Consider the following 23,795-nt stretch of genomic DNA (forward strand, 5'->3'; position numbering starts at 1 on the left):
GCCCTGAATATAAAACAAATAAATGGAGACTGTATGATCAATAAATCCCCTCGGCGGATTTTGAGTGGCCTTGCTTTCTTGGTGCTAGGCATCTGTGGCGCATTGCCATTCTCTGTTAGCGCTCAAACAAATTACCCAACTAAACCCATTCGTTTAATCGTTGGATTTGCTCCTGGTGGCGGAACCGATATTGTTGCTCGCGCCATTGCTCCCAAGATGGGTGAAATTCTGGGGCAAAGCGTCATCGTTGAAAATAAGTCTGGTGCAGCGGGGACAATTGCAGCAGATCAGGTAGCGAAATCCAATCCAGATGGATATACCTTACTGGTTGGTCACTCTAATTCCAACGCCATTGCACCATATGTATTGCAGAGTGTTCCATACAATCCGGCTACCGATTTCACACCGATTACTTATTTGGGCTATGTTCCCAATGTATTGGTTGTGAAGGCTTCTTTGCCAGTCAATTCTGTGGCGCAATTGATTGCCTTGGCTAAATCGAACCCAGGTCAAATGACTTACGGATCATCTGGAATCGGCAGCACTCAACATCTGGCAGGCGCTTTGTTTGCCAAGATTGCAGGTATCCAGTTAAACCACGTTCCTTATAAAGGTAGTGGCCAAGCCATTATCGACTTGCTTGGTGGCCAAATTACTATGAACTTCGATACCTTGCCACCAAATCTCCAGCAGATTAAAGAGGGCAGCTTGAAGGCCTTGGCTATCTCAACCCCGAAACGACTTTCTATCTTGCCGAATGTGCCTACCTTTAGTGAGGTCGGCATCAATGGATTTGATGTCACTAATTGGTACTCCGTGATGGGGTCTAAAGCGATGGATCCTGCGGTAGTAAACAAGATTGATCAGGCGGTGAGAGCGGCAATGAATGATCCTCAGATTAAGAAAACATTAGATGCTCAGGGTCTACAACCAGAGGGTCCAGCTACGCCTGCTGCTTTCAGCTTGTTCTTGGCAGGTGAGTTAGCGAAATATCAGCGCCTAGTAAAGAGTCTCAATATCAAAGCTGAATAATTCGATTGCCTGCAATTGATCCAACTGCGCTATAGTATTTAACAACCCTCTCTCTTGAATGAGGGGGGGTTTATTTTATGACCACAGCCAAAGATACAAAAGATACTAATTCAGACCGTATTGCTGAAGTTCGCCTAGAGCTTCGCAATAACATTGCTTATATTAGCTTTGATCATGTTGCCGCTCGTAATGCAATGACCGTCGGGATGTATCAGAGCCTGCAATCGATTTGTGAAAATTTAGCCAAGAACTCGACAGCACGAGTCGCTATTTTGCGAGGCGTTGGTGGCAAATCTTTTGTCTCTGGCAGTGATATCGCTCAGTTCTCCAGCTTTAGCTCGGGCGAGGATGGGATTTTGTACGAACAAGGTATCGATCAATACCTGACTCCTCTGGCGACATTGCCCATTCCGACGATTGCTGTGATTGATGGCATGGCAGTTGGCGGAGGCCTTGCGATCGCTAGTTGCTGTGATTTCAGAATCTCCACGCCAGAAGCTCGCTTTGGAGTGCCTATTGCCAAGACATTGGGCAATTGTTTGTCTGCCGCTAATGTCGCCTGGCTCTTGGCGCATCTCGGAGTGAGTATTGTGAAGCGCATGCTGCTATTGGCCGAGCTTGTTACTGCACAAGAGCTACTCAATCAGGGTTACCTCTTGGCAACTTATCCTGCTGAGGCGCTAGAGTATGAGGCAAATCAGTTGGCGGACCGTTTAATGCAGTTAGCGCCCATTACACAGAAATCCAGCAAACAAACCCTTGCGAGATTGATTAAAAATAACTTACCTGATTGCAATGATCTCATTCGGGAGTGCTATGGCAGTGAGGACTTTAAGAATGGGGTTGCTGCATTTCTGGATGGGAGGCCACCCATCTGGACTGGTAAGTAATCAGAATTTCTGAGTCTTACTTTCTGAGCCTTACAAAAACAGCTCTTGTAAATTATTGAGATAGCGCAAACCTTGTTCAGTAGCTTTTAGCTTGCTCGGGTTTAGATCGAGTAAACCTTTTTTACTAGCCTCATCCAATCCTTTGGATACCACATTGAGTGGCAACCCAGTGCGCTCGCTAAAGGTAATGGTGTCGACACCATCGGTCAGGCGCAATGTATTGAGCATGAACTCAAAAGGAAGATCTTTAGCGGGAATTTCTCGTGCCTCAATCAAAGCATTGCCCTGAGTCTCCATTGCCTGCATATAGGTTTCTGGATGACGTTCTCGCACTTGACGCGTAATTTTGTCTGGGAAAGAGACCTTGCCATGCGCTCCTGCACCAATACCAATGTAATCTCCAAAACGCCAGTAATTCAAGTTGTGTTTGCACTCCTGATCTTTCTGGGCGTAGGCAGACACTTCGTAACGACGATAACCTGCCGCTTCTAGCAGTGCTAAGTTTTGCTCAAAGATCGCATCAATTTCATCCTCGCTGGGGAGCTTAGGCGGAAAGGTGGCAAAGTAAGTATTGGGCTCAAGGGTGAGGTTGTAGAAGGATAGGTGTGGCGTCTTGAAGGAAAGGGCGGTTTCAATATCGGCCTTCGCAGCTTCTAGAGTTTGGTTCGGTAAGCCAAACATTAAATCGAGATTGACTGACTTGAAATGCTGTAGCGCAATTGCAATAGCACGCTTGGCTTCGTCACCGTTGTGGATGCGCCCCAAAGCTTTAAGTTGTTCATCCTGAAAGCTCTGAATGCCCAAGGAGACGCGATTGATTCCTGCTTTAGCAAAGCCCGCAAACTTTTCCGCCTCAACCGAGCCAGGATTTGCCTCCATGGTGATTTCGCAGTCAGGCTCTAAGTTCACACGTGCCCGAATTGCTGAGAGCAATTCAGTCATACCATTGGCTGATAGCAAGCTGGGTGTGCCGCCGCCAATAAAAATACTGTGCACCTGACGACCCCAAATACGGGGTAGCTCTGTCTCTAGATCGGCAATGAGCGCTTTGATATAGCGTGACTCATCAAAGCCTTGCCCAGTTGAATTCTTGTCAGCATCTTTGACTTGATGAGAATTAAAGTCGCAATAAGGGCACTTCTTTTCACACCATGGAAAATGAATGTACAAAGACAGTGGGGGCAGAGCGGTGAGTTTTGGCGTAGTTGCCAAAACAGGCTTAAGCGGATTTTGCACGGTGCTGAAGTTGTGCGATGAGTTCGCGTAATGCTTGGCCACGATGGCTGATGAGATTTTTCTCAGATGGCTCTAGTTGAGCGGCAGTGCTACCAAGCCCTGGTAGAAGAAAGTGCGGGTCATAACCAAAGCCATATTCCCCTCTAGCATCATCAATGATTTGGCCATACCAACGGGTCTGGACAATCAAGGGCTCTGGATCATTGGCGCTATTGACCATGACGAGCGCGCAGACGTAATGTGCCCCACGATTAACTTCCCCTTGGAGTGCTGCAATCAACTTTTGATTGTTAGCTGCATTGTCCCCATCAGCGCCAGCATAGCGAGCTGAGTAAACACCTGGAGCGCCATCCAATGCGTGTGCGCAAATTCCTGAATCATCTGCAAGGGCGGGTAATCCGCTTGCAGCGCTAGCATGACGTGCTTTGGCTAGGGCGTTCTCAACAAAAGTATGGTGCGGCTCTTCTGCCGCAGGAATACCCAGCTCACCTTGCGGGATGATTTGAAAATGGAAAGGCGCCAAGAGTTCCTGAAACTCGCGAACTTTGCCCGCATTATTCGAGGCGAGAACCAGCTTTTGCACAATCACAACCTTATTTAAATGCTTCTTGTTGCAGCTGAGTTAAATCACGTATGCCTTCTTGCGCAAGATCTAATAGGGCATTTAATTCATCGCGGGAAAAAGTGGCGCCTTCAGCAGTGCCTTGCACTTCAATCATGCCACCTTTACCTGTCATGACGACATTCATATCGGTATCGCAAGAAGAGTCTTCTGGGTAATCTAAATCGAGTACGGGCACGCCCTGATAAATACCAACGGAAATCGCGGCAACACTATCGATGATGGGGTCAGCTTTGAGTGCGCCACTTTGAAGAAGCGTATTTACTGCATCGCGGGCCGCTACATAAGCGCCAGTAATCGATGCTGTTCTAGTTCCGCCATCTGCCTGCAAAACATCGCAATCCAAGTGAATAGTTCTTTCACCCAAAACTTTTAAATCGAAAACACTGCGCATCGCGCGGCCAATCAAGCGCTGGATCTCCTGCGTACGACCAGACTGTTTACCGCGGGCTGCTTCACGATCGCTACGGGTATGAGTAGAGCGTGGGAGCATCCCGTACTCCGCAGTAACCCAACCTTCGCCAGAGCCTTTTTTGTGTGGAGGTACTTTTTCAAGAATGCTGGCTGTGCAGAGCACTTTGGTGTCGCCGAACGCAATCAGAACAGAACCTTCCGCGTGCTTAGTAAAAGCACGACTGATGCTCACGGGGCGTAACTGCGTCGGAGTGCGGCCACTAGGGCGGGTGATGTTGTGCTTAGTCATGGGGGTTTGGTCCTAAAGATCTACAATGTCCATATGATATCGAGCATGACTGGTTATGGCAGCGCTTCTCGCCAAGTCTCCCTAGGAGCTGGCGTTGTGGCTGATCTGCAAGTGGAATGTCGGGCTGTTAATAGCCGCTTTCTGGATTTGGGCTTTCGTCTTCCGGACGAGTGTCGTGGGGCAGAGCCTGCCTTACGAGAAATGGCTACTCAAAGCCTTTCTCGGGGCAAGGTGGAGTTCCGGGCCGCTTGGAGGGTCAATGCGGGTGCTGCTGGGGCCGCTAAGGCCAACCCACATGCCTTAGGTGCCCTTAATAAAGATCGCCTAGATGCCCTCTATACCCTTCAGGAGCATGCTCAGGTCGCCTTTCCTAATGCCGAAGCATTGCGAATCGCTGATATTTTGCGCTGGCCAGGGATTGTTTCCGAACCTAGGGGTGAAGAAGAGGGTTGGATTGCCGCCACGGTGGAGGCCGGTCGCGCTGCCTTAGCCGAATTAATGGATAGTCGTCATGCGGAAGGTAAGGCCTTGGTAGCAGTTTTAACGAACATCACTACCAAGATGCGTGAGATTGTTAAGGTAATTGAACCTAAAGTACCCGTCTACGTTGCCCAGTATCAAGGGAAACTCACTGAGCGTCTGGCTGAGGCATTAGCCGCTCAAGAGCAGGGAAAAGGTAGTAGCGGGTCTGGCACTGAGTTGATGGAGCGTATTCGTCAAGAGGTCGTGCTCTACGCCGTTCGTATCGATGTGGCAGAAGAATTTGCCCGCCTTAAGACCCATCTTCAAGCCGTAGATACTGCGCTTGCAGGTAAAGGGCCAGCGGGTAAGCGTTTAGATTTCTTAATGCAAGAGCTAAACCGAGAAGCCAATACCTTAAGCTCCAAATCAGTTTCAGAAGAATGTACACAAGCCGCTCTAGAGCTCAAGCTCTTAATTGAGCAGATGCGTGAACAGGTGCAAAATTTAGAGTAATTGATATTCAAATAAATCATTATGGCCAGCCCTAAAATTAAACCCAATCTCTCTCCTGCCTACCAAGGTAGCATGTTGATGATCGTTGCTCCTTCAGGCGCTGGTAAGTCATCCTTAGTCAATGCTTTATTGCAGGAAGATCCAGCGCTCAAGCTCTCTCTCTCAACCACAACACGTTCACCTAGACCGGGTGAAGTGGACGGCAAAGACTACCGCTTTATTACAAGAGAAGCATTTGTAGCTGAACGCGACCAAGATAATTTCCTGGAGCATGCAGAAGTGCACGGTAATTTTTACGGCACTTCAAAAGCTTGGATTGAAACCCAGATGAAAACCGGGCGCGATGTGATGCTTGAGATCGACTGGCAGGGAGCTCAGCAGATTCGCCAAATCATTCCAGAGGTGCAGTGGATTTTCATCTTCCCACCTTCATTTGAGGCTCTTGAGGAGCGCTTGCGTAAGCGAGGGCAGGATGATGAGGCAACTATTCAGAGAAGATTGGCTGCAGCGCATTTAGAGCTCCAGCATGCCCATGAGGCGGATTTCATTGTGATCAATGACGATTTTGAGCAGGCTTTAATTGATTTGCGCCATGTGGTCGCAGCCAGCCGTCTGCGCTCAGGGCCGATTATGGCTCGTAACCCTGCGCTTTTAAGGCGCCTTGGGGTCTAATCAGTTATCCTATAGGTATTGAAGCTAAATTTAAGTGAGTTCAGCATGGCCCGTATTACTGTAGAAGACTGTCTAAAAACTATCCCTAATCGTTTTGAGCTCGTATTGGCTGCGACATATCGCGCACGTCAATTGGTTCAAGGTCACTCCCCACGTGTTGAGTCCAGAGATAAAGCAACTGTTGTTGCGTTGCGTGAAGTTGCTGCTGGTGTAACTGACCGTGACATGTTGACCAAAGTACCTTTGTAATTCAGGGGTTCCGTTGTGGAGCTCCCCTTAGGCGACCCAAACACATCGGAATCAAAAGGTAAGGTCTCGCCTAAAGAGACCGCTAGTAGCGCTAAGTCTTCCATCATCGCGACTTTGTTGGCTCAATCGAGCCGACATTTATTTGGCCCTACCTCTGCGCCAACACTGCCACTAAAGCATCAAGTTGTTTCGATTGAAGGATTGATTTCTAAGTTGGCTTATCTTAAGCCAACAGAGATTACTCTCATTAGGTCAGCTTTTAATTTTGCCGATGCTGCCCATCTAGGTCAGTACCGTCATAGTGGCGAACCTTACATAACTCATCCTGTCGCGGTAGCCGAACTCTGCGCTACCTGGCGTTTGGATGCGTCTTCCATCATGGCGGCCTTATTGCATGATGTGATTGAAGATACGGGCTGTACGCAAGCAGACCTGGTTGGCAAGTTTGGTAGCAAAGTGGCGGAGCTAGTAGAGGGATTGACTAAGCTCGATAAGTTGGAGTTTCAGAGTCATGCCGAAGCGCAAGCCGAGAGCTTTCGCAAGATGTTTATGGCGATGGCGCGGGATGTCCGGGTAATTCTAGTTAAGCTGGCTGACCGAACTCACAATATGCGCACCCTAGATGCTGTCCCAATGGAAAAGCGTCGTAGGGTTGCGGCTGAGACTATTGAGATTTATGCGCCGATTGCCCATCGTCTCGGTCTGAATATTATTTATCGCGACTTACAAGATCTTAGTTTCCGCTACTCCATGCCAATGCGCTTCAGAGTCATCGAAGGTGCCGTGAAGCGGGCACGTGGTAATCGTAAGGAAATGGTAGAGAAGATTTTGCAGAATGCCCGGATGGCTTTCGCAAAAGCCAATCTTGAGGTTGATCTGCAAGGTCGCGAAAAAACCCTCTTCAGTATTTACAGCAAAATGCGCAGCAAGCATTTGAGTTTTTCTCAGGTGCTCGATGTTTATGCATTTAGAGTTACCGTTCACTCGATTGATGAGTGCTATCGAGCCTTGGGTATTTTGCACGCGCTTTATAAGCCGATGCCTGGAAAATTTAAGGATTACATTGCGATCCCCAAGCTCAATGGCTATCAGTCTTTGCATACGACGCTATTAGGCCCATCAGGTGTGCCTGTAGAGTTTCAGATCCGTACGGGTGATATGCATGCAGTGGCTGAGGCTGGTGTTGCGGCGCATTGGGCTTATAAAGACGGCACTCCTGATATGAGTGAGGTGCAAAATCGTGCACACCAATGGTTGCAATCATTAATTGATATTCAAGATAGTAGTGGTGATTCACAAGAATTCTTAGAGCACGTCAAAATTGATTTGTTCCCGGACGCGGTTTATGTATTTACGCCGAAAGGGCAGATCAGAGCCTTACCGCGTGGTGCTACTGCCCTAGACTTTGCTTACTCTATTCATAGTGATGTGGGTAATACTTGTGTAGCCGTCAAGATTAATGGCATGCAGCTGCCTTTACGAAGCGAGCTAAAGAACAGCGATATCGTTGAAGTAGTGACATCGTCCAACTCGCAGCCAAATCCAGGCTGGTTAGCATTTGTCCGAACTGGTAAAGCTCGCGCCTCCATTCGTCATTCACTGAAGACTAAGCACTATGCCGAGTCTTTGCAGTTAGGCGAGCGTCTGCTTGCTAATGCTTTGCGTCAGCAGGGAGTGGATGCGGGACTGCTATCTCCAGAGATCTGGGAAAAGTTATTACATTGGACTGGCGATAAAACGCGGGAAGAAGCCTGCGTCAATATTGCTTTGGGTCGCCGATCCCCTCAAGAGTTGGCAATTCGCTTGAAGATTTTGATTGATGATGAGGGTGGTTCAGAGCAAATGCGCTTGGGCGCGGCAGACTGGGTTTCTCCCCAGCAAGAAATTACCTCTCACCATCATCAGCGTCAGGCTATTTTGGTAGATGGTCGCGAAGGTAATTCCATTAGCTTTCAAACCTGCTGCCATCCGATTCCAGGCGATAACATCATCGGCTATCTTGGTAAGGGTGAGGGATTGCAGGTTCACACTAACGACTGTCCAGTGGCCCTTAGAATGCTCTCCAAGGACAGTGATAAGTGGGTCGAAGTCGAGTGGGGTAAAGAGGTCAACCGAGAATTTGAGGTGGATCTCGCAATCGATACGCGTCAAGGTAAAGGGGTGTTGGCAAGAGTGGCCAGTAGTGTGACTGCTGCTGACTCCAACATCATGAATGTGTCCATGGATGACCGCTACAAAGAAGATGCTGTCACTATTCGTTTCACCATTCAAGTATCAGACCGATTCCATCTCTCCAAAGTCATGCGTAGCTTGCGTACTAACCACGATGTCATGCGTGTGACCCGGGTTCGTGTCGGCTAAGTCTAAATTATCGGTACTGCACGTCTAGGATTTCAATCTCGGTAGGGCCCGTTGGCGTCTGAATTTTGACGCAATCGCCTAAGCGTGCCTTGATTAAGGCTTTAGCAATCGGGGAGACCCAGCTGACGTGGCCCAACTCTAAGTCAACCTCATCGACCCCCACAATCGTGATAGTCGTCTCTTTATTGGCCTCGGCTCCCTCCAGGTTTACATAGGTCACTGTAGCCCCAAAAAAGACCTGCTCGGCATCCGCATCCCCCGATTTTCGGGCTTGGTTATCGACTACTACGGCAAATTCAAGGCGCTGATTTAGGAAGCGAATCCGGCGATCTATCTCGCGAAGCCGCTTTTTTCCGTAGATATAGTCCCCATTTTCAGAGCGGTCGCCATTCGAGGCGGCCCAGTGAACAACCTTGACAACCTCAGGCCGATCAAGGTTCAGGAGCTGTAAAAGCTCACTTTTAATACGCTCATGACCTGCGGGTGTGATGTAGTTCTTCTCTTCCATGGCATAATTATGGCTGTTGCGGCTGTAGCTCAGCTGGATAGAGTACTTGGCTACGAACCAAGGGGTCGTGGGTTCAATTCCTGCCAGCCGCACCAAACCTTTTAGGGCCTAGTTGAAAAACTGGGCCCTTTTTCTTTTTTTGCCCTTTTAACAGTGCATTCATGCGGATCCCTTATAGTGTGTCTATGGGCATTTCTGACGCTAATTCGACGAATTTACCAACTCCAGTAGCTATTTGGTCGCAAACTGACGCAACGCATGCGCAAGTCACTTTGAGTGGTGCGGTCAACGTGTATTCCTTGGCTGGCGTGTGGACTGATATTCGACAAAAGCAAAGCCTCTGGTTAGGGCAGGCAAGTGCTCAAGCTCATGTATTGGTTTTTGATGCATCTAAAGTGAGCTCTTTAGATGGAGCTGCTTTTGCATTCTTGATTGATGTTGAGGAGGCTCAGCAAAAATCAGGGGGTCAATTTGATATTCAGGGTCTAGATCCGAAGTATCAGCCACTCCTGCGTGAATTTGATCCCATTCAAAATCTCTTTCCTGTTCCAAGTCCAAAGCCAAAGCCTAACTTTGTTGTCAGCATCGGAATGGCCGCCGAAGATCTTATAGAAGATGCGCGCGGACTAGTTACATTTACCGGTCATCTGTCTGCCGATTTGGCTTGGTCGATACGGAATATCAGGCAAGTGCGTTGGGGTGATTTTGTGAATGCTGCCGTAGAAGCGGGTATCTCTGCGTTACCAATTGTTGGTTTAGTCGCTTTTTTGATTGGAGTGATTTTGTCCTTTCAGGCCGCTATCGGTATGCAGCAATTTGGCGCCGTTTCTTTTGTTGGACCGCTAGCTGCCTTGGGGATTGTGCGTGAGATGGGGCCACTCATTACCGCGATCTTGCTGGCTGGCCGTTCATCAGCCGCATTTGCTGCGGAGATCGGCACCATGACAGTCAATAGTGAAGTGGATGCATTAGTTACTGGTGGTTTAAGTCCCATTCGATTTTTAGTCGTACCAAGGGTATTGGCGGGAATATTAGTAGCTCCGATATTGACCTTGTTTGCCGATGTCGTGAGCATTTTCTCTTCCATGCTGACAATGCAAATTTATGGGATCCCCTTTATTAACTTTTACAACGGCATGTTATCCGCCGTGGATGTTGAGGATGTGCTGTCGGGTTTAGTGAAGGCCACTTTATTTGGAGTGGTGGTTTCTGCGATGGGCTGTTTACGCGGCATGCAAACAGGTACCGGGGCAGCGGCGGTCGGCATCTCAGCAACTCGCGCAGTAGTGAGCAGTATTGTCATGATCGTTTTAGTGGACGGCATCTTTGCTTACATCTCTTACAGGACGGGCTTCTGATGGATTCGTTGGATAACGCGATCGACGTTCAAAATCTCACTGTGGGCTACGGCTCAAAAGTGCTTCTACAGAACCTCAACTTCTCCGTGAAGAATGGCGAGATCTTCGTTATTTTGGGTGGATCGGGCTGTGGTAAATCGAGTCTCTTAAAGAATTTATTCGGTTTATACCAACCGCTTTCTGGAGACGTGTTGATCGAGGGTCAAAACATCACTACCGCCCAAGGTGCTGAACGTCAAAAAATTATGACAAGCTTTGGGGTGATGTACCAGCAGGGCGCTTTATTTGGTTCTATGAATTTGCTTGATAACGTGACGCTCTTCATGGAGGAGTACACGCAGTTAACCAGAGATCAAATGAATCTATTGGCACGCTGTAAGCTTGATTTAGTAGGCTTACTACCATACGAAACTTATATGCCCAGCGAGATTAGTGGGGGCATGCAAAAGCGGGCAGCCATTGCGCGCGCAATGGCCCTAGATCCTAAAATATTATTTTTGGATGAGCCTTCAGCAGGTCTTGACCCCATCACATCAGCCGATCTTGATAGTACGATTTTGGATCTCTCAAAAAACTTGGGATTTACCTTTGTGATTGTTTCGCATGAGCTGGCAAGTATTTATTCCATCGCCGATAAGGTGATTATGTTGGATAAGGATGCCAAAGGCATTATTGCCGAGGGCGATCCTAAGGTATTAAGAGATACCAGTAAAGATCCTAGAGTGCATCAATTCTTTAACCGCATCATGAGCAAGGACGCAGCATGAGTAATAACTCCAATCCTAATTATTTCCGCCTAGGCATTTTTGTTCTAGCGGCAATCGGTGCATTGCTCGCCATCATTTTGATCTTTGGCTCGGGCCAGCTCTTTAAAAAATCATTCATGGTGGAGACCTATGTCAAGCAATCGGTGACTGGTCTAGATGCTGGTGCGGCGGTGCGCTTCAGGGGTGTAAAGATTGGGCAGGTCACAACCATTGGTTTATCGGGCGATTTGTATGAGAAAGATGTACCGATGGTTCAGAAGCAAGAGTATGTTGTTGTGAGAATGCAGATTTTTGGAGATGCTATTGAGAAAAGTCATCTCGAAACTTTTATCAAAGACAACTTACGTGCCCGTATTCGTTCGATGGGTATAACTGGCGTAAATTATGTAGAGTTAGATTTTTATCCCAAAGCTGATCAGATTGTCACCCTCAAATATCCATGGGAGCCTGAATATCCAGTGGTACCATCAATGCCAAATCAAGCTGATGAAATTATTTCTGGCATTCAAAAGTTGATTGGCGCTTTAAATGGCTTAGACGTAGATGGCACCCAGAAGAAATTTGATGCGCTATTGGGTAATCTCAATAAGTTGATGGCTGGAGATGGCAAAGATAATTCCGGCCTGATCAATTCGGTTAAAGATCTCAATGTATTGTTGGATCGCATTGCTAAAGTCACCGATAAAGATCAGCTGAATATTTTGATGCGTGAATTGGTTGCAACTATGGTTTCTTTACGTCAAACCATCAGTAGCGTTCAGGGTGATACCACTGCGACCCTTGAGAATCTGCGTCAAGCTAGTGAGCAGTTAAATGAATTTACTCGTGTCGCAAGTCAATCACCATCAACCTTGATTTGGGGTGAGCCACCCGCACGAATTACGCCTCCAATGAATGGAGCTCAAAAATGAGAATCCAGATGATGAAAAAATCACGCCTCACTAAGTTTGCCGCTTTTGCATTTATTGTTACCGCATTGAGCGCTTGCTCTCTGCCTAAGCGTCCAGCACTGGAGACAACAAGCTGGATGGTGGCCCCAGAGCGTGCTGGCAGTCCGCGTACACCACGCACAGACTTGTGGCTCAAGATGGGCTCAGTAAATACAACCCCACCGTTTGATGGCAAGTCTTTGGTCTATCGATTAAGCGATCAACGTTACGAAAAAGATTTTTATAACGTTTATTCCGCTTTGCCGAATGAAATGGTTGGAAATGCCACTCGTCAGTGGATGAATAATTCCCAGATCTTTGCTATGACGGTAGGGCAGGGGAACGGCTTTTTCCCTTATTACAACTTGCAGGCTTCCGTAGAAGAATTTTATGGTGACTATCGGGTACGCCCTGAAGCAGTTGTAACCATAGAGTTCTTTCTGACCGTGACTGATACCACCAAAAGAAACCCAGTGATTGGCACCAATCGCTATACCGAGCGTGTTCCGCTCAAAGACAACACTCCAGGCGCCCTAGCTTTAGGTCAACAAGAAGCTTTGGCGAAAATTCTGAAAGAATATGAATCTGAGTTATATAAGTACGCGGGTAATTTGCCTAAGCCCTTGGGGCAGTAAGAAGCGGTTAGTAATCCAGCTGCGTGAAGAATGCGTTGTAACTATAAATAAGATGGAGAAGATATGGATTTAGGACTTCAGGGCAAGGTTGCTTTGGTGATGGCATCTAGTCGTGGTTTAGGTCAAGCGATGGCCGTTTCTTTAGCTCGTGAAGGGGTTAAGGTGGCAGTGACAGGTCGCAATCCTGAGGGATTAAAAAAATCAGTTGAGCTGATTGAAGCGGCTGGTGGAATAGCTTTGGCTTTGAGTTGGGATTTATCGGATGCCTCAGTTATTGATGGCCTCGTGAGTAAGGTTGAAAAAGAACTTGGCCCAATTGATATTTTGATCAATAACACTGGTGGACCTCCTCCAACATTGGCTGCCGGTCAAGATCCTGCTTTATGGCAAAAAAGTTTTAATGACATGGTGCTATCACTGATTAGTATCACTGACCGAGTTCTTCCTGGTATGCGTAAGCGTAAGTGGGGCCGCATTATTACTAGCACCACTTCTGGTGCAATTGCCCCAATTAAAAATCTTGCCATCTCCAACACCTTACGTGCCGCACTGCTAGCGTGGTCTAAAACTTTAGCGGCAGAAGTGGCTGCTGAAGGAGTTACCGTGAATGTGATCATGCCTGGCCGAGTGGCAACCGATCGTTTGCGTCAATTAGACGAGGCGCGTGCTCAACGAGAGAATGTCTCTTATGATTCTGTCGTTCAATCCAGTTTGAAGCAGATTCCGATGGGGCGTTACGGCGATCCTCAGGAGTATGGTGATACCGCTGCCTTTTTAGCTAGCCAAAGCGCCTCTTTTATCACTGGGTCAGTGATCCGTGTTGATGGTGGCCAGATTCAGGCGATTTAAACGTAGTGTTAATGAGCTTTCTGCAGAGCATTCGGCGAGATCTACGATCTAGCGAGCTGCTTGCTCTGCTCGTTGCATTGACGCTTTCTGTCGCAGCCTTATCCAGCGTTAGTTTTTTAGCGGATCGGATGCAGCGGGCTTTCCAGTTTGATGCCCGCCAACTTCTCGCAGCGGATTTATTGCTGGTTTCTGATCAGCCTTTGCCTGAGCAGTTTATTCAAAAGGCAAAAGAGCAAGAACTCAGCTCTGCCCAAACCATTGTCTTTCCGAGCATGGCCACAGTTGGTGCGCAAAGTAAACTTGCCTCCCTCAAGGCGGTGAGCGATGCCTATCCTTTGCGTGGGGCATTACAAGTCTCGCCCCCACAAGTACTCTCAACCCCGCCACCTGGTTCGGTCTGGGTAGATCCTGCGATGCTTAACGCTCTGCAGGCTAAGGTGGGCGATCGGATGCTTCTGGGCGATAAATCATTTGTGATTAGCGGTATCTTGGAGCGCGAGCTCGATCGAGGTGCCGGCTTTATGAACTTCGCACCACGTGTGATGATGTCGCTTGATGATTTATCTGCAACGGGCCTCATTGGCCTAGGAAGCCGCGTTACTTATCGCCTGCTTTTGGCGGGGAATGATCAGACCATCTCTGATTATGAAAAGTGGGCTACACAATGGATTGACTCCAATGGCCTAAGAGGGTTGCGTATTGAGACCCTAGAAAATGCCCAGCCTGTGATGCGTAAAACTTTGGAGCGGGCAGAGCGCTTTTTATCCTTGGTTGCCTTGCTGACTGCAATGGTAGCTGCAGTAGCCATTGCTTTATCGGCACGTCGTTACGTCTTAAAACAAGCCGATGTTTGCGCCGTCATGAAATGCCTAGGCGCAAGCCAAAAGACGATTTTGATAAATCAAATAAAAGTATTGGGCAGTCTATGTATATTGGCCGCCATCATGGGCGCTACTATTGCTTACGGGGTACAAGAGGTATTGATTCGAATGTTGGGTAATTTGGTATTTGCCAATCTGCCTACGCTATCACTCTGGCCACTAGCCTGGAGTGTTTTATTTTCCTTATTTTTATTGATCGGCTTTGCGGGTCCGCCACTCTGTAGTCTGGCGATGATTTCTCCAGTACGGTTGATTCGAAAAGAGTTGGGTTCAGTCAATATTAAAGTAGTGTGGGTAGCGCTTTTTGGCCTAATTACTTGCCTTGCCTTAATTGCTATCGCGGCGCGGGATTGGAAGTTGGCTTCTTGGGTTGCTGCCAGCTTTGGCTTGGCTGTAGCTCTTTTTGCTCTAGTTTCTTGGTGTGCGCTACGTATATTGAATTTCCTTTTTTCTAAATGGGGCGCTCAGAGCTTTGCATTGCGTTTTGCGCTGACTGCGCAAGCTCGACGGGCTGGCTTTGCAGTAATGCAAATTACTGCCTTAGGAATTGCCTTGATGGCTTTATTGTTGATCCTCTTGCTTCGACAAGATTTATTGGCGACATGGCAGGGCAATATTCCAGTCGATGCACCAAATCGCTTCATGATTAATATTCAGGAAGACCAGAAACTTAGTATTGCTCAGTCTCTGACGCATGCAGGAGTATCTAAGCCTAGCTTTAGTCCCATGGTGCGTGCACGCCTAGTTGAGATTAATGGGAAGACTATTGGGCCGAATGATTATGTTGATGAGAATGCACGTCGCTTAGTTGATCGAGAGTTCAATCTTTCCTATACAGAACAGTTGCCCGATGGCAATCGTATTACTGCGGGCAAATGGATTGAAGGGAGTGCGCCGCAGGTTTCTTTAGAAGCGGGGATAGCTAAGACATTGAAGTTGAAGCTTGGCGATCAAATGACATTTGAACTCGCAGGAGAGCGAGTCACTGCGCCAATTACTTCTTTGCGTAAGTTGGATTGGAGTTCCATGAAAGTGAACTTCTTTGTCATTATGCCGCCTGCCATGCTTGCGCAAATGCCTCAATCATGGATTACCTCTTATTACCAAGGTGCTGAGATTGAGGGGCTTGATTACCAGTTAACTCAGACTTATCCCAATCTGACGATAGTGGATGTGGCTACCTCTTTGCAGCAAATACAAGATGTATTAGATCGATTATCTTCTGTGCTGGGTCTATTGTTTGCTTTCACGATTGCTGCAGCGATTCTGGTGCTAGTAGCCGCAATTGCGGCTACCCAAGACGAGCGCTTTAGAAGTGCCGCCCTGCTCAAGGCGGTAGGTGCTTCGCGCGCTTTGCTCAGTAGGATTGCTCTAGCCGAACTCTTGATTATTGGAATACTGGCGGGAGCTTTGGCTGGTACAGCGTCTGGAATAGCTGCATGGGCCCTAGGCCGTTTTATATTGGAGATTGAGTTCAATGCATTCGCGCAATCTATTGCGATGGGCATTGTATTTGGGGTAACTGCTTGCCTTCTAGCGGGCTTTCGTTTTCAGCGAAAAATTCAAACCGCAACCGCCATGGAGTGTTTGCGAGAGATTTAGATTTCCCACTTTTGCATATGAATGCTTATGAGAGTTTTACCAAGTTCTTTGGTAATTCAACTAAACGGGTACCGCCGAAACGGTCTGGCAGACTTTGACGGAGTAGAGGACTGACGCGATCTAAGTAAATACTCAATGGCCATAGAAATAAAGCCACCGTGAACAGCATTTCAATAATCTGCCATCTCTGAAGCTCAAAGAGCCATTGCAGCAGAACGCAGGGCACAAGCCACAAAGAACCAAATACATAGCGCCAGATAGCCTGTCTGCGAGTTAGGTTGTAACCACGAGGACCAATTATGCGCACGCGCCAGGTTTGCATTGCGAGTGTCTGTCCTGACTTGGTCCAATACCAAACAAAGTAAATTCCCAGGACGACATAGAGGTAGAGGAAGGTGAGCCAGCTTGGTAGGGAGATTCCAAATAGCATGCCCAAGCCTAAATTGGGAACTAGGAAAGTAAAGGCGATGACACCTAATAAAACTAACTGCTCATACAGACTGCAAGAGACACGTCGCCAAAATTGCGGAGCAGGTAGTGTATTTAATTCAGCGGGGGTAATCACGGATTAGGGATTGCTTGAACTGCTGTCTGCGCTCGGAGCTGGAACCTCTTGAGTAAGGGGGCTGCTTACTGGCAGGGTTGGCGCTAGATTTGATTTTTGTGTGATGGGATGCTGCTGCAATGTTGGCGCACTTGCAGCGGTAGGCTTCTTCTTATTCACTTCTGCTTGTGCCAATTTCTTTTTTTGCTCATCACTCAGTTTTTGATACGCGCTCCAAGCCTCTGCTTTTTTCTCAGCAGGGAACTTCAAGCTGCTTAAATAGTTTTCTCGCGCAATGCGACGATCTTTTTGGGAGAGATTGGACCAGCTCGCCATACGAGACTGCAGTCGCTGTTGGTCGGTCTCACTCATCTTCGGATACAAATTAGCAACCTGAATCCATTTCTTGCGACTCTCGGGGAGCATGTAATCCCAATCGCCTTCTAGTGGAGCTAGGATTTTCTGTTGCTCTGGTTTAAGGCCTTCCCAAGTACCGTCAGGTTTTTTTTCTGGGATACCAGTCGTTTTGCCGTGAGCACCTGCAGGCGTTTGGGCAAATACGCTGGAACTTTGCAGGGATCCAAAAGCGCCGATTGTCAGCACCATGCTGATGCTAAGCGAAGCACTCAAGGATCTTGGGTTATTTAGCATGCGCTAATAGGACTCGCTTTGAACCTTAGGATGGTGACTTGGCCGAATCAAGACTATCTTGATCAGATTCAGCTAAAGGCCCATTTTTGAGGAATCCCATAAAGCCACTGTCAGCGTAGGCATCTGGTGGTACGTCATCTGTTAAGAGGGCGGCATCCAATTCAGCAATATCGTTAATGCGGGAGTCTTGCTGCCATTGGGCAATGCCAATCAGACCAAACACCAACACAATCAACGGCGCAACCCAGCCGACGTTATCCCAGAAAGAGCGTGAGCCTGAAGACCAGTTTCCAGCAGAGCTGGCTAAAACATGCTGCTGAATGCGAACTTTTTCTGGTTTTTTGACAGAAAGTGCCTTTAGGCGAGCTGCGTACAGACGATCTTTAATACCTGCTGGCAAGGATTGGGATCCTTGGCGGAGTAGGGCGGCAGCTGTCAGACCAAATTGATCTGCTTCTGTTGTGCTTAGGATGTCTTCATTGCGATTCACAGCGTAATTCCTTTTAATTTCAATGCTTTAGCTAGAGTCTGGGTGGCTCTTGAGCAGTGGGTTTTGACGCTTCCCTCGCTACAACTCATCGCAAGGGCAGTTTCAGTAATACTCAGCTCATCCCAATAACGCATTAGGAAGGCTTCTCGTTGACGGGCAGGCAATTTTGATATTTCTGACTCTAGGGACTGCAAAAGCTGAGTTCGTTCGAGTTGATGTGCCCCATCTTGGTGAATTTCACTGTCATCAGGGGCTGCAAGTGACTCTAGGGGGTCAAAATCATCACTTTCATCCGATTTCTTGCCCATATTGGAGAAAAGCGTGACCCAGGTATTTCTGACCTTTTGACGCCTAAACCAGTCGTGAATCCGGTTTTGCAGAATTCTCGTGAAAACCAACGGCAGTTCAGCTGCCGGGCGATCCCCATACTTTTCAGCCAGTTTGATCATGGCATCCTGAACAATGTCCAAGGCAGCATCGTCATCTCGCACAGCGTAGACCGCCTGCTTGAAAGCGCGCTGCTCAACATTACTCAGAAAGTCAGAAAGTTCTTGGGGTGAAGCCATTCAGTAGATTAGACCTGAATCAGATGGAATTCGTCCATTTTAGGGGATTGCTATAGAATATAGGGCTTACTACCTAGAATCTCATTCAAGAAGTGGTTTTTTCCGGTAGCAGCGCCGTTCGAACTCAGGCCACAAGCAGGAGACAGAACAGACCAAACAATTTTTTGCCGAAAATTGCAAAGGACGAAAGAAAATGAATACAAGCAGCGCCGAATTTTTAGCTTCTAAAGCTAACCAAGACACAACAAATACAAATCCCGTAGTCACTCCACCAGAAATCATTGGTGCTGAGATGCTAGTGCGAGCTTTGCACAAAGAGGGCGTCGAATACGTTTGGGGTTACCCGGGCGGATCTGTCCTCTTTATCTACGATGAAATTTTTAAGCAGGATAAGTTTGAGCACATCCTTGTTCGCCATGAGCAAGCAGCGGTTCATGCGGCCGATGGTTATGCACGCGCAACCGGTAAGGTTGGTGTTGCTCTAGTTACCTCGGGCCCTGGCGTAACCAATGCGGTTACTGGAATTGCTACTGCTTACACTGACTCCATACCGCTGGTAGTCATCAGCGGTAACGTGCCAACGTATGCCATTGGTGAAGATGCTTTCCAAGAGGCTGATACCGTTGGTATTACTCGCCCAGTGGTTAAGCACAATTTCTTGGTGAAGGATGTGAAAGATCTTCCTTTGGTTATCAAGAAAGCTTTCCATATTGCGCAGACCGGTCGTCCAGGCCCTGTATTGATTGATATTCCAAAAGATGTATCTGCAGCCAAAGGACCATTCGTCTACCCAGAAACCTTGGAGATGCGTTCATATAACCCAGTTGTAAAAGGGCATAGCGGACAGATTCGCAAAGCAGTTTCGTTACTGCAAGAAGCTGAGCGCCCATTCATCTATACCGGTGGTGGTGTGATCTTGGCTGATGCCGCTCCAGAATTAAAAGAGTTTGCTGACTTATTGGGTTATCCCGTCACCAACACCTTAATGGGTCTTGGTGGCTTCCCCGGCACTAGCCCTCAGTTTGTGGGCATGCTTGGCATGCATGGTACCTACGAAGCCAATATGGCGATGCAGCACAGTGATGTGTTGATTGCGATTGGCGCTCGTTTTGACGATCGCGTTATCGGTAATACCGCCCACTTCGCAAGTCATCCACGCAAGATCATTCATATTGATATTGATCCATCCGTGATTTCTAAGCGGGTGAAGGTAGATGTTCCAATTGTTGGCAACCTCAAAGAAGTATTGCAAGAGATGACCGCTCAGCTCAAAGCTGCAGGCCCACGCAAGAACGATGCCAAAGTGGCAGCGTGGTGGGAGCAGATTAATGAGTGGCGTAAAAAGGATTGCTTGAAGTACGACGAAGCATCGCAAATTGTGAAGCCACAGTATGTTGTTCAGAAGTTATGGGAACTCACTGGTGGCGATGCATTTATTACCTCTGACGTTGGTCAACATCAGATGTGGGCTGCCCAATTCTATAAATTTGATAAGCCTCGTCGCTGGATCAACTCCGGCGGTCTTGGCACCATGGGTGTTGGCTTACCTTACGCTATGGGTATCAAGAAAGCCTTCCCTGAAAAAGATGTATTTGCTATTACTGGTGAGGGCTCGATTCAAATGTGTATTCAAGAGCTTTCTACTTGTAAGCAATACAACACGCCAGTCAAGATTGTTTCTCTAAATAATCGTTACCTCGGCATGGTTCGTCAATGGCAAGAGCTGACTTATAACAAGCGTTATTCCAGTTCTTACATGGACTCATTGCCAGACTTTGTGAAGTTGGCTGAGGCTTTTGGGCACGTTGGTATGCGTATCGAGAAGAAGTCTGATGTTGAGGGTGCCCTCAAAGAGGCGATTCGTTTAAAGGATCGCACTGTGTTTATGGATTTCCAGACGGACCCAGAAGAAAACGTTTGGCCGATGGTCCAAGCAGGTAAGGGTATTACTGAAATGCTTTTGGGTAGCGAGGATCTCTAATGCGACATATTATTTCCGTATTAATAGAGAACGAACCAGGGGCGCTGTCCCGTGTGGTTGGCTTATTTTCGGCTCGTGGCTACAACATTGAAACACTCAGTGTTGCGCCTACTGAAGATCCATCACTTTCTCGCATGACGATTGTCACGATTGGCTCTGAGGATGTGATTGAGCAAATTACCAAACACTTGAATCGTTTGGTTGAAGTGGTTAAGGTGTTTGATTTGACTGAAGGTCCTCATATTGAGCGTGAGCTCATGATGATTAAGGTACGCGCTGTAGGTAAAGAACGTGAAGAGTTGAAGCGTACAACGGATATTTTCCGTGGTCGCATTATCGATGTGACTGACAAGAGTTACACCATTGAATTAACTGGTGATGGCACCAAATTAGATGCCTTTATTGATTCGATTGATCGTTCTTCAATTCTGGAAACCGTCCGTTCGGGCGGCTCTGGTATTGGGCGCGGTGAGCGTATCCTCAAGGTTTAATTTTTTTAACTGATTACTGAATTAATTACATTTTCAAAACAAGGAAAGAGCATGAAAGTTTTTTACGATAAAGACGCTGATTTGTCCCTCATTAAAGGCAAAAAAGTCACCATCATTGGTTACGGTTCACAGGGCCACGCACACGCATTGAATCTGAAGGATTCAGGCTGCAACGTTACTGTTGGTTTACGTAAAGATGGCGCTTCCTGGAGCAAAGCTGCAAATGCTGGCTTGACAGTGAAAGAAGTTGGCGAAGCTGTTAAAGATGCTGATGTCGTCATGATGCTCTTGCCTGATGAGCAAATCGCTGATGTGTACAACAAAGAAGTTCACGGCAATATTAAGCAGGGTGCTGCATTGGCATTTGCTCACGGCTTTAATGTTCATTACGGTCAAGTTCAGCCACGCGCTGACTTGGATGTCATCATGATCGCTCCTAAAGCGCCAGGTCACACTGTTCGCGGCACTTATGCTCAAGGTGGCGGTGTTCCCCATTTGATCGCTGTCTACCAGGATAAATCGGGTTCAGCTCGCGACGTTGCTTTGTCATACGCAACAGCAAACGGCGGCGGTCGTGCCGGCATCATCGAAACGAACTTCCGTGAAGAAACTGAAACTGACTTGTTCGGTGAGCAGGCTGTTCTTTGTGGTGGCGCAGTAGAGTTGATTAAAGCTGGTTTTGAAACTTTGGTTGAAGCTGGCTACGCTCCTGAAATGGCTTACTTCGAGTGCTTGCATGAGCTCAAGTTGATTGTTGACTTGATCTACGAAGGTGGTATTGCCAACATGAACTACTCCATCTCTAACAATGCTGAGTACGGTGAGTATGTGACTGGCCCACGTGTTGTAACTGAAGATACTAAGAACGCAATGCGTCAGTGCTTGAAAGATATTCAGACTGGTGAGTACGCGAAGAGCTTTATCTTGGAAAACAAAGCAGGCGCGCCTACTTTGATTTCACGCCGTCGCTTGAACGCTGAGCATGACATCGAGGTAGTTGGTGCGAAGTTGCGCGCCATGATGCCTTGGATTGCAAAGAACAAGTTGGTTGATCAAACTAAGAACTAAGTAGTTAGCAGTTAGAAACTAATGGCAGTAACTTAAAAGGCTCAGAACAAAGATGATGTATCCGCACCCCATTATTGCGAAAGAAGGTTGGCCGTATTTGGCATTGGTGGGGGCTGTTACTTTGCTGGTCCACTATCTTGGTGGTATTGCATGGTCATGGCCTTTGTGGATCATCTTTATCTTTGTTCTGCAGTTCTTCCGCGATCCTCAGCGCATTGCTGCTTTGGGTCGTGATTTAGTTTTATCTCCTGCCGATGGCCGCATTGTCGTGGTAGAGGTAGCCAACGATCCCTATGCGGGTCGTGAAGCTTTGAAGATTAGCGTTTTCATGAACGTGTTTAATGTTCACTCCAACCGGAGTGCAGTGAACGGCTTAGTAAAAGAGATTCAGTATTTCCCTGGCAAATTTGTAAATGCCGATTTAGATAAAGCCTCTACAGAGAATGAGCGCAATGCTGTGGTGATTGATGCCAATGGCCAAATCATCACACTCGTTCAGGTTGCCGGTTTAATCGCTCGCCGTATCCTTTGTTATATCCACGTTGGCGATAGGCTAAAAGCAGGTGAGCGTTATGGTTTTATTCGCTTTGGCTCCCGTGTGGATGTATATTTGCCATTAACGGCTGAGCCTTTGGTCAGTGTTGGTGATAAAGTTTTTGCTACGAACACCGCATTAGCTCGCGTACCTGGCTTAGATTAATTAAGTCGCTTTAACTGGGAATCCTCATTGAGTACATTTCGTCGTCGTGGCCGTATAGACCGTAGTCGCCTTGCTCCTAAACGCGCAGAGCGTTCACAGGCTGAGTGGGCTGATGAGTTAGGTGATGGGATCGATTTCGAGGTAGAAGAGTTGCATACCGATAAGCCGCGTCTACGCAGCAAAGGTATTTACCTTCTTCCCAACGCCTTCACTACCGCGGCTCTGTTCTGCGGTTTCTTTGCCATCGTCAACGCGATGAACCACCAGTTTGAAATAGCTGCTATTGCCATCTTTGCATCCTTAGTATTGGATGGCATGGATGGTCGCGTGGCACGCATGACCAATACTCAAAGCGCTTTTGGAGAGCAGTATGACTCTCTGGCAGATATGGTGTCATTTGGTGTAGCTCCAGCACTAGTAGCGTATGAATGGGCTTTAAAAGATTTAGGTAAGTGGGGCTGGTTGGCTGCCTTTACCTATTGCGCGGGTGCCGCTTTGCGTTTGGCTCGCTTTAATGTCAATACCGGCGTAGTTGATAAGAAGTTTTTCCAAGGCTTGCCGAGCCCAGCTGCTGGCTCCTTAATGGCGGGTTTTATTTGGCTCGCAGATGACAATAAGATTCCGGTACGCGATACAGCGATTCCCTGGATTACATTCTTTATTGCTGTTTACGCTGGCCTGACCATGGTTTCCAATGCCCGTTTTTATAGCGGTAAAGCTTTGGATGTTCGCTACCGCGTGCCTTTTGGCGTCATGGTCTTGATGATTCTGACCTTTGTCTTAATCTCCTCTAATCCACCCTTAACCCTGTTCGGCCTCTTTGTGGTTTATTCCATATCAGGTTACGTCATTTGGGCCTGGGAGCATTTTAGTGGCCGACGTTTTAGCTAATTTGGAATATTTAGGTTATATTTAATCCATGTTGATGAATTTCTCACCCCTTTCTAACTTGCTTCTACTAGCACTAAGCCTACAGCTTGGGGCAGGTAAGGCCTGAGTTAATGAGATTAAAGTAATTCATTAGCCACGACATAC

Annotated in this window: 25 protein-coding genes and 1 tRNA gene; 18 read left to right on the plus strand and 8 right to left on the minus strand. The window is 47.5% G+C overall.

Annotation, left to right across the window (positions count from 1 at the left end):
- Window positions 1–33: 33 nt before the first annotated feature.
- A complete protein-coding gene (locus ICN42_RS06605) occupies window positions 34–1,032 on the plus strand; it encodes a tripartite tricarboxylate transporter substrate binding protein (protein ID WP_216252414.1) in 999 nt (332 codons plus the stop codon).
- Window positions 1,033–1,109: 77 nt separating this feature from the next.
- Complete coding sequence (locus tag ICN42_RS06610) at window positions 1,110–1,922, plus strand: enoyl-CoA hydratase/isomerase family protein (protein ID WP_216252415.1); 813 nt, start codon at window positions 1,110–1,112, stop codon at window positions 1,920–1,922.
- A 30-nt stretch (window positions 1,923–1,952) separates the two neighbouring features.
- On the opposite strand, the gene hemW is transcribed toward ICN42_RS06610, so the two are convergent.
- Genes hemW through rph form a run of 3 tightly spaced genes read right to left on the minus strand, consistent with a single transcriptional unit; the run spans window position 1,953 to window position 4,483 of the window.
- Window positions 1,953–3,158: a radical SAM family heme chaperone HemW gene (gene hemW, locus ICN42_RS06615; protein ID WP_216252991.1), complete on the minus strand. Its 1,206-nt coding sequence runs from the start codon at window positions 3,156–3,158 to the stop codon at window positions 1,953–1,955.
- Window positions 3,142–3,741 carry an RdgB/HAM1 family non-canonical purine NTP pyrophosphatase gene (gene rdgB / locus ICN42_RS06620; RefSeq protein ID WP_216252417.1) on the minus strand — a complete coding sequence of 200 codons (600 nt, stop codon included), beginning with the start codon at window positions 3,739–3,741 and terminating at the stop codon, window positions 3,142–3,144. The genes hemW and rdgB overlap by 17 nt, the downstream gene beginning before the upstream one ends.
- 10 nt (window positions 3,742–3,751) lie before the next feature.
- A complete protein-coding gene (gene rph, locus ICN42_RS06625) occupies window positions 3,752–4,483 on the minus strand; it encodes a ribonuclease PH (RefSeq protein ID WP_216252420.1) in 732 nt (243 codons plus the stop codon).
- 33 nt (window positions 4,484–4,516) lie between these two features.
- Between rph and ICN42_RS06630 the strand changes: the two genes are divergently transcribed.
- The 4 genes from ICN42_RS06630 to ICN42_RS06645 are packed head-to-tail and all read left to right on the plus strand — an operon-like array spanning window position 4,517 to window position 8,740.
- A complete protein-coding gene (locus ICN42_RS06630; protein ID WP_216252422.1) occupies window positions 4,517–5,458 on the plus strand; it encodes a YicC/YloC family endoribonuclease in 942 nt (313 codons plus the stop codon).
- Window positions 5,459–5,479: 21 nt separating this feature from the next.
- Window positions 5,480–6,130 (plus strand): guanylate kinase, encoded by a 651-nt coding sequence (gene gmk, locus ICN42_RS06635; RefSeq protein WP_216252424.1) that lies wholly within the window; start codon window positions 5,480–5,482, stop codon window positions 6,128–6,130.
- Window positions 6,131–6,175: 45 nt separating this feature from the next.
- Window positions 6,176–6,379, plus strand: coding sequence for a DNA-directed RNA polymerase subunit omega (gene rpoZ / locus ICN42_RS06640; protein WP_011902918.1), 204 nt, complete (start codon window positions 6,176–6,178; stop codon window positions 6,377–6,379).
- A 15-nt stretch (window positions 6,380–6,394) separates the two neighbouring features.
- A complete protein-coding gene (locus ICN42_RS06645) occupies window positions 6,395–8,740 on the plus strand; it encodes a RelA/SpoT family protein (protein ID WP_216252425.1) in 2,346 nt (781 codons plus the stop codon).
- Window positions 8,741–8,747: 7 nt separating this feature from the next.
- Here ICN42_RS06645 and greB read toward each other — a convergent pair whose 3' ends face one another.
- Entirely contained in the window at window positions 8,748–9,248 is a 501-nt protein-coding gene (gene greB, locus ICN42_RS06650) for a transcription elongation factor GreB (RefSeq protein ID WP_216252427.1), read from the minus strand.
- A gap of 18 nt (window positions 9,249–9,266) precedes the next feature.
- Here greB and ICN42_RS06655 point away from each other — a divergent pair.
- From ICN42_RS06655 to ICN42_RS06685, 7 genes are all read left to right on the plus strand, one after another.
- A tRNA-Arg gene (locus ICN42_RS06655) sits at window positions 9,267–9,343 on the plus strand.
- A 90-nt stretch (window positions 9,344–9,433) separates the two neighbouring features.
- A complete protein-coding gene (locus ICN42_RS06660) occupies window positions 9,434–10,606 on the plus strand; it encodes an ABC transporter permease (RefSeq protein ID WP_216252429.1) in 1,173 nt (390 codons plus the stop codon).
- Window positions 10,606–11,373 (plus strand): ABC transporter ATP-binding protein, encoded by a 768-nt coding sequence (locus tag ICN42_RS06665; RefSeq protein ID WP_216252431.1) that lies wholly within the window; start codon window positions 10,606–10,608, stop codon window positions 11,371–11,373. The genes ICN42_RS06660 and ICN42_RS06665 overlap by 1 nt, the downstream gene beginning before the upstream one ends.
- Window positions 11,370–12,284: an MlaD family protein gene (locus ICN42_RS06670; protein ID WP_216252433.1), complete on the plus strand. Its 915-nt coding sequence runs from the start codon at window positions 11,370–11,372 to the stop codon at window positions 12,282–12,284. Before ICN42_RS06665 ends, ICN42_RS06670 begins: the two co-directional genes overlap by 4 nt.
- Window positions 12,281–12,937, plus strand: coding sequence for an ABC-type transport auxiliary lipoprotein family protein (locus ICN42_RS06675; protein WP_255539270.1), 657 nt, complete (start codon window positions 12,281–12,283; stop codon window positions 12,935–12,937). The genes ICN42_RS06670 and ICN42_RS06675 overlap by 4 nt, the downstream gene beginning before the upstream one ends.
- Before the next feature lie 63 nt (window positions 12,938–13,000).
- Window positions 13,001–13,786, plus strand: coding sequence for an SDR family oxidoreductase (locus ICN42_RS06680; RefSeq protein WP_216252435.1), 786 nt, complete (start codon window positions 13,001–13,003; stop codon window positions 13,784–13,786).
- Window positions 13,787–13,797: 11 nt separating this feature from the next.
- The gene (locus tag ICN42_RS06685; RefSeq protein WP_216252437.1) at window positions 13,798–16,269 is read left to right on the plus strand and encodes an ABC transporter permease; all 2,472 of its coding nucleotides are present in this window, start codon (window positions 13,798–13,800) and stop codon (window positions 16,267–16,269) included.
- 25 nt (window positions 16,270–16,294) lie between these two features.
- On the opposite strand, the gene ICN42_RS06690 is transcribed toward ICN42_RS06685, so the two are convergent.
- From ICN42_RS06690 to ICN42_RS06705, 4 genes are read right to left on the minus strand one after another with little or no spacing between them, the layout of a single operon-like run.
- Window positions 16,295–16,834, minus strand: a complete 540-nt coding sequence (locus tag ICN42_RS06690) for an RDD family protein (protein WP_370626006.1) — start codon at window positions 16,832–16,834, stop codon at window positions 16,295–16,297.
- A 3-nt stretch (window positions 16,835–16,837) separates the two neighbouring features.
- The gene (locus tag ICN42_RS06695; protein ID WP_216252440.1) at window positions 16,838–17,464 is read right to left on the minus strand and encodes a DUF3106 domain-containing protein; all 627 of its coding nucleotides are present in this window, start codon (window positions 17,462–17,464) and stop codon (window positions 16,838–16,840) included.
- Between the two features lie 25 nt (window positions 17,465–17,489).
- Window positions 17,490–17,954 (minus strand): DUF3619 family protein, encoded by a 465-nt coding sequence (locus ICN42_RS06700; protein ID WP_216252443.1) that lies wholly within the window; start codon window positions 17,952–17,954, stop codon window positions 17,490–17,492.
- Window positions 17,951–18,520 (minus strand): RNA polymerase sigma factor, encoded by a 570-nt coding sequence (locus tag ICN42_RS06705; protein ID WP_216252445.1) that lies wholly within the window; start codon window positions 18,518–18,520, stop codon window positions 17,951–17,953. Before ICN42_RS06705 ends, ICN42_RS06700 begins: the two co-directional genes overlap by 4 nt.
- A gap of 193 nt (window positions 18,521–18,713) precedes the next feature.
- Here ICN42_RS06705 and ICN42_RS06710 point away from each other — a divergent pair, with 193 nt between their 5' ends.
- The 5 genes from ICN42_RS06710 to pssA are packed head-to-tail and all read left to right on the plus strand — an operon-like array spanning window position 18,714 to window position 23,651.
- Window positions 18,714–20,501: an acetolactate synthase 3 catalytic subunit gene (locus ICN42_RS06710; RefSeq protein ID WP_216252448.1), complete on the plus strand. Its 1,788-nt coding sequence runs from the start codon at window positions 18,714–18,716 to the stop codon at window positions 20,499–20,501.
- Complete coding sequence (gene ilvN, locus ICN42_RS06715) at window positions 20,501–20,992, plus strand: acetolactate synthase small subunit (RefSeq protein WP_216252450.1); 492 nt, start codon at window positions 20,501–20,503, stop codon at window positions 20,990–20,992. Before ICN42_RS06710 ends, ilvN begins: the two co-directional genes overlap by 1 nt.
- Window positions 20,993–21,043: 51 nt before the next feature.
- On the plus strand, window positions 21,044–22,060 hold the full coding sequence (gene ilvC, locus ICN42_RS06720; RefSeq protein WP_216252452.1) for a ketol-acid reductoisomerase: 1,017 nt from the start codon (window positions 21,044–21,046) through the stop codon (window positions 22,058–22,060).
- 52 nt (window positions 22,061–22,112) lie between these two features.
- Complete coding sequence (locus ICN42_RS06725) at window positions 22,113–22,760, plus strand: phosphatidylserine decarboxylase (RefSeq protein WP_216252455.1); 648 nt, start codon at window positions 22,113–22,115, stop codon at window positions 22,758–22,760.
- A gap of 27 nt (window positions 22,761–22,787) precedes the next feature.
- Window positions 22,788–23,651, plus strand: coding sequence for a CDP-diacylglycerol--serine O-phosphatidyltransferase (gene pssA / locus ICN42_RS06730; protein WP_216252456.1), 864 nt, complete (start codon window positions 22,788–22,790; stop codon window positions 23,649–23,651).
- Window positions 23,652–23,795: the final 144 nt, after the last annotated feature.

Origin of the sequence: Polynucleobacter sp. 71A-WALBACH, from assembly GCF_018882365.1 — a bacterium.
Classification (GTDB): domain Bacteria; phylum Pseudomonadota; class Gammaproteobacteria; order Burkholderiales; family Burkholderiaceae; genus Polynucleobacter.

Coding starts and splice junctions, on each gene's coding strand:
- ICN42_RS06605 (WP_216252414.1), top strand. CDS start 34: ATGATCAATAAATCCCCTCGGCGGATTTTGAGTGGCCTTGCTTTCTTG.
- ICN42_RS06705 (WP_216252445.1), bottom strand. CDS start 18,520: ATGGCTTCACCCCAAGAACTTTCTGACTTTCTGAGTAATGTTGAGCAG.
- ICN42_RS06610 (WP_216252415.1), top strand. CDS start 1,110: ATGACCACAGCCAAAGATACAAAAGATACTAATTCAGACCGTATTGCT.
- rph (WP_216252420.1), bottom strand. CDS start 4,483: ATGACTAAGCACAACATCACCCGCCCTAGTGGCCGCACTCCGACGCAG.
- ilvC (WP_216252452.1), top strand. CDS start 21,044: ATGAAAGTTTTTTACGATAAAGACGCTGATTTGTCCCTCATTAAAGGC.
- ICN42_RS06670 (WP_216252433.1), top strand. CDS start 11,370: ATGAGTAATAACTCCAATCCTAATTATTTCCGCCTAGGCATTTTTGTT.
- ICN42_RS06630 (WP_216252422.1), top strand. CDS start 4,517: ATGATATCGAGCATGACTGGTTATGGCAGCGCTTCTCGCCAAGTCTCC.
- ICN42_RS06665 (WP_216252431.1), top strand. CDS start 10,606: ATGGATTCGTTGGATAACGCGATCGACGTTCAAAATCTCACTGTGGGC.
- ICN42_RS06695 (WP_216252440.1), bottom strand. CDS start 17,464: ATGCTAAATAACCCAAGATCCTTGAGTGCTTCGCTTAGCATCAGCATG.
- ICN42_RS06710 (WP_216252448.1), top strand. CDS start 18,714: ATGAATACAAGCAGCGCCGAATTTTTAGCTTCTAAAGCTAACCAAGAC.
- ICN42_RS06685 (WP_216252437.1), top strand. CDS start 13,798: ATGAGCTTTCTGCAGAGCATTCGGCGAGATCTACGATCTAGCGAGCTG.
- ilvN (WP_216252450.1), top strand. CDS start 20,501: ATGCGACATATTATTTCCGTATTAATAGAGAACGAACCAGGGGCGCTG.
- ICN42_RS06680 (WP_216252435.1), top strand. CDS start 13,001: ATGGATTTAGGACTTCAGGGCAAGGTTGCTTTGGTGATGGCATCTAGT.
- ICN42_RS06660 (WP_216252429.1), top strand. CDS start 9,434: ATGGGCATTTCTGACGCTAATTCGACGAATTTACCAACTCCAGTAGCT.
- greB (WP_216252427.1), bottom strand. CDS start 9,248: ATGGAAGAGAAGAACTACATCACACCCGCAGGTCATGAGCGTATTAAA.
- rpoZ (WP_011902918.1), top strand. CDS start 6,176: ATGGCCCGTATTACTGTAGAAGACTGTCTAAAAACTATCCCTAATCGT.
- ICN42_RS06725 (WP_216252455.1), top strand. CDS start 22,113: ATGATGTATCCGCACCCCATTATTGCGAAAGAAGGTTGGCCGTATTTG.
- ICN42_RS06675 (WP_255539270.1), top strand. CDS start 12,281: ATGAGAATCCAGATGATGAAAAAATCACGCCTCACTAAGTTTGCCGCT.
- gmk (WP_216252424.1), top strand. CDS start 5,480: ATGGCCAGCCCTAAAATTAAACCCAATCTCTCTCCTGCCTACCAAGGT.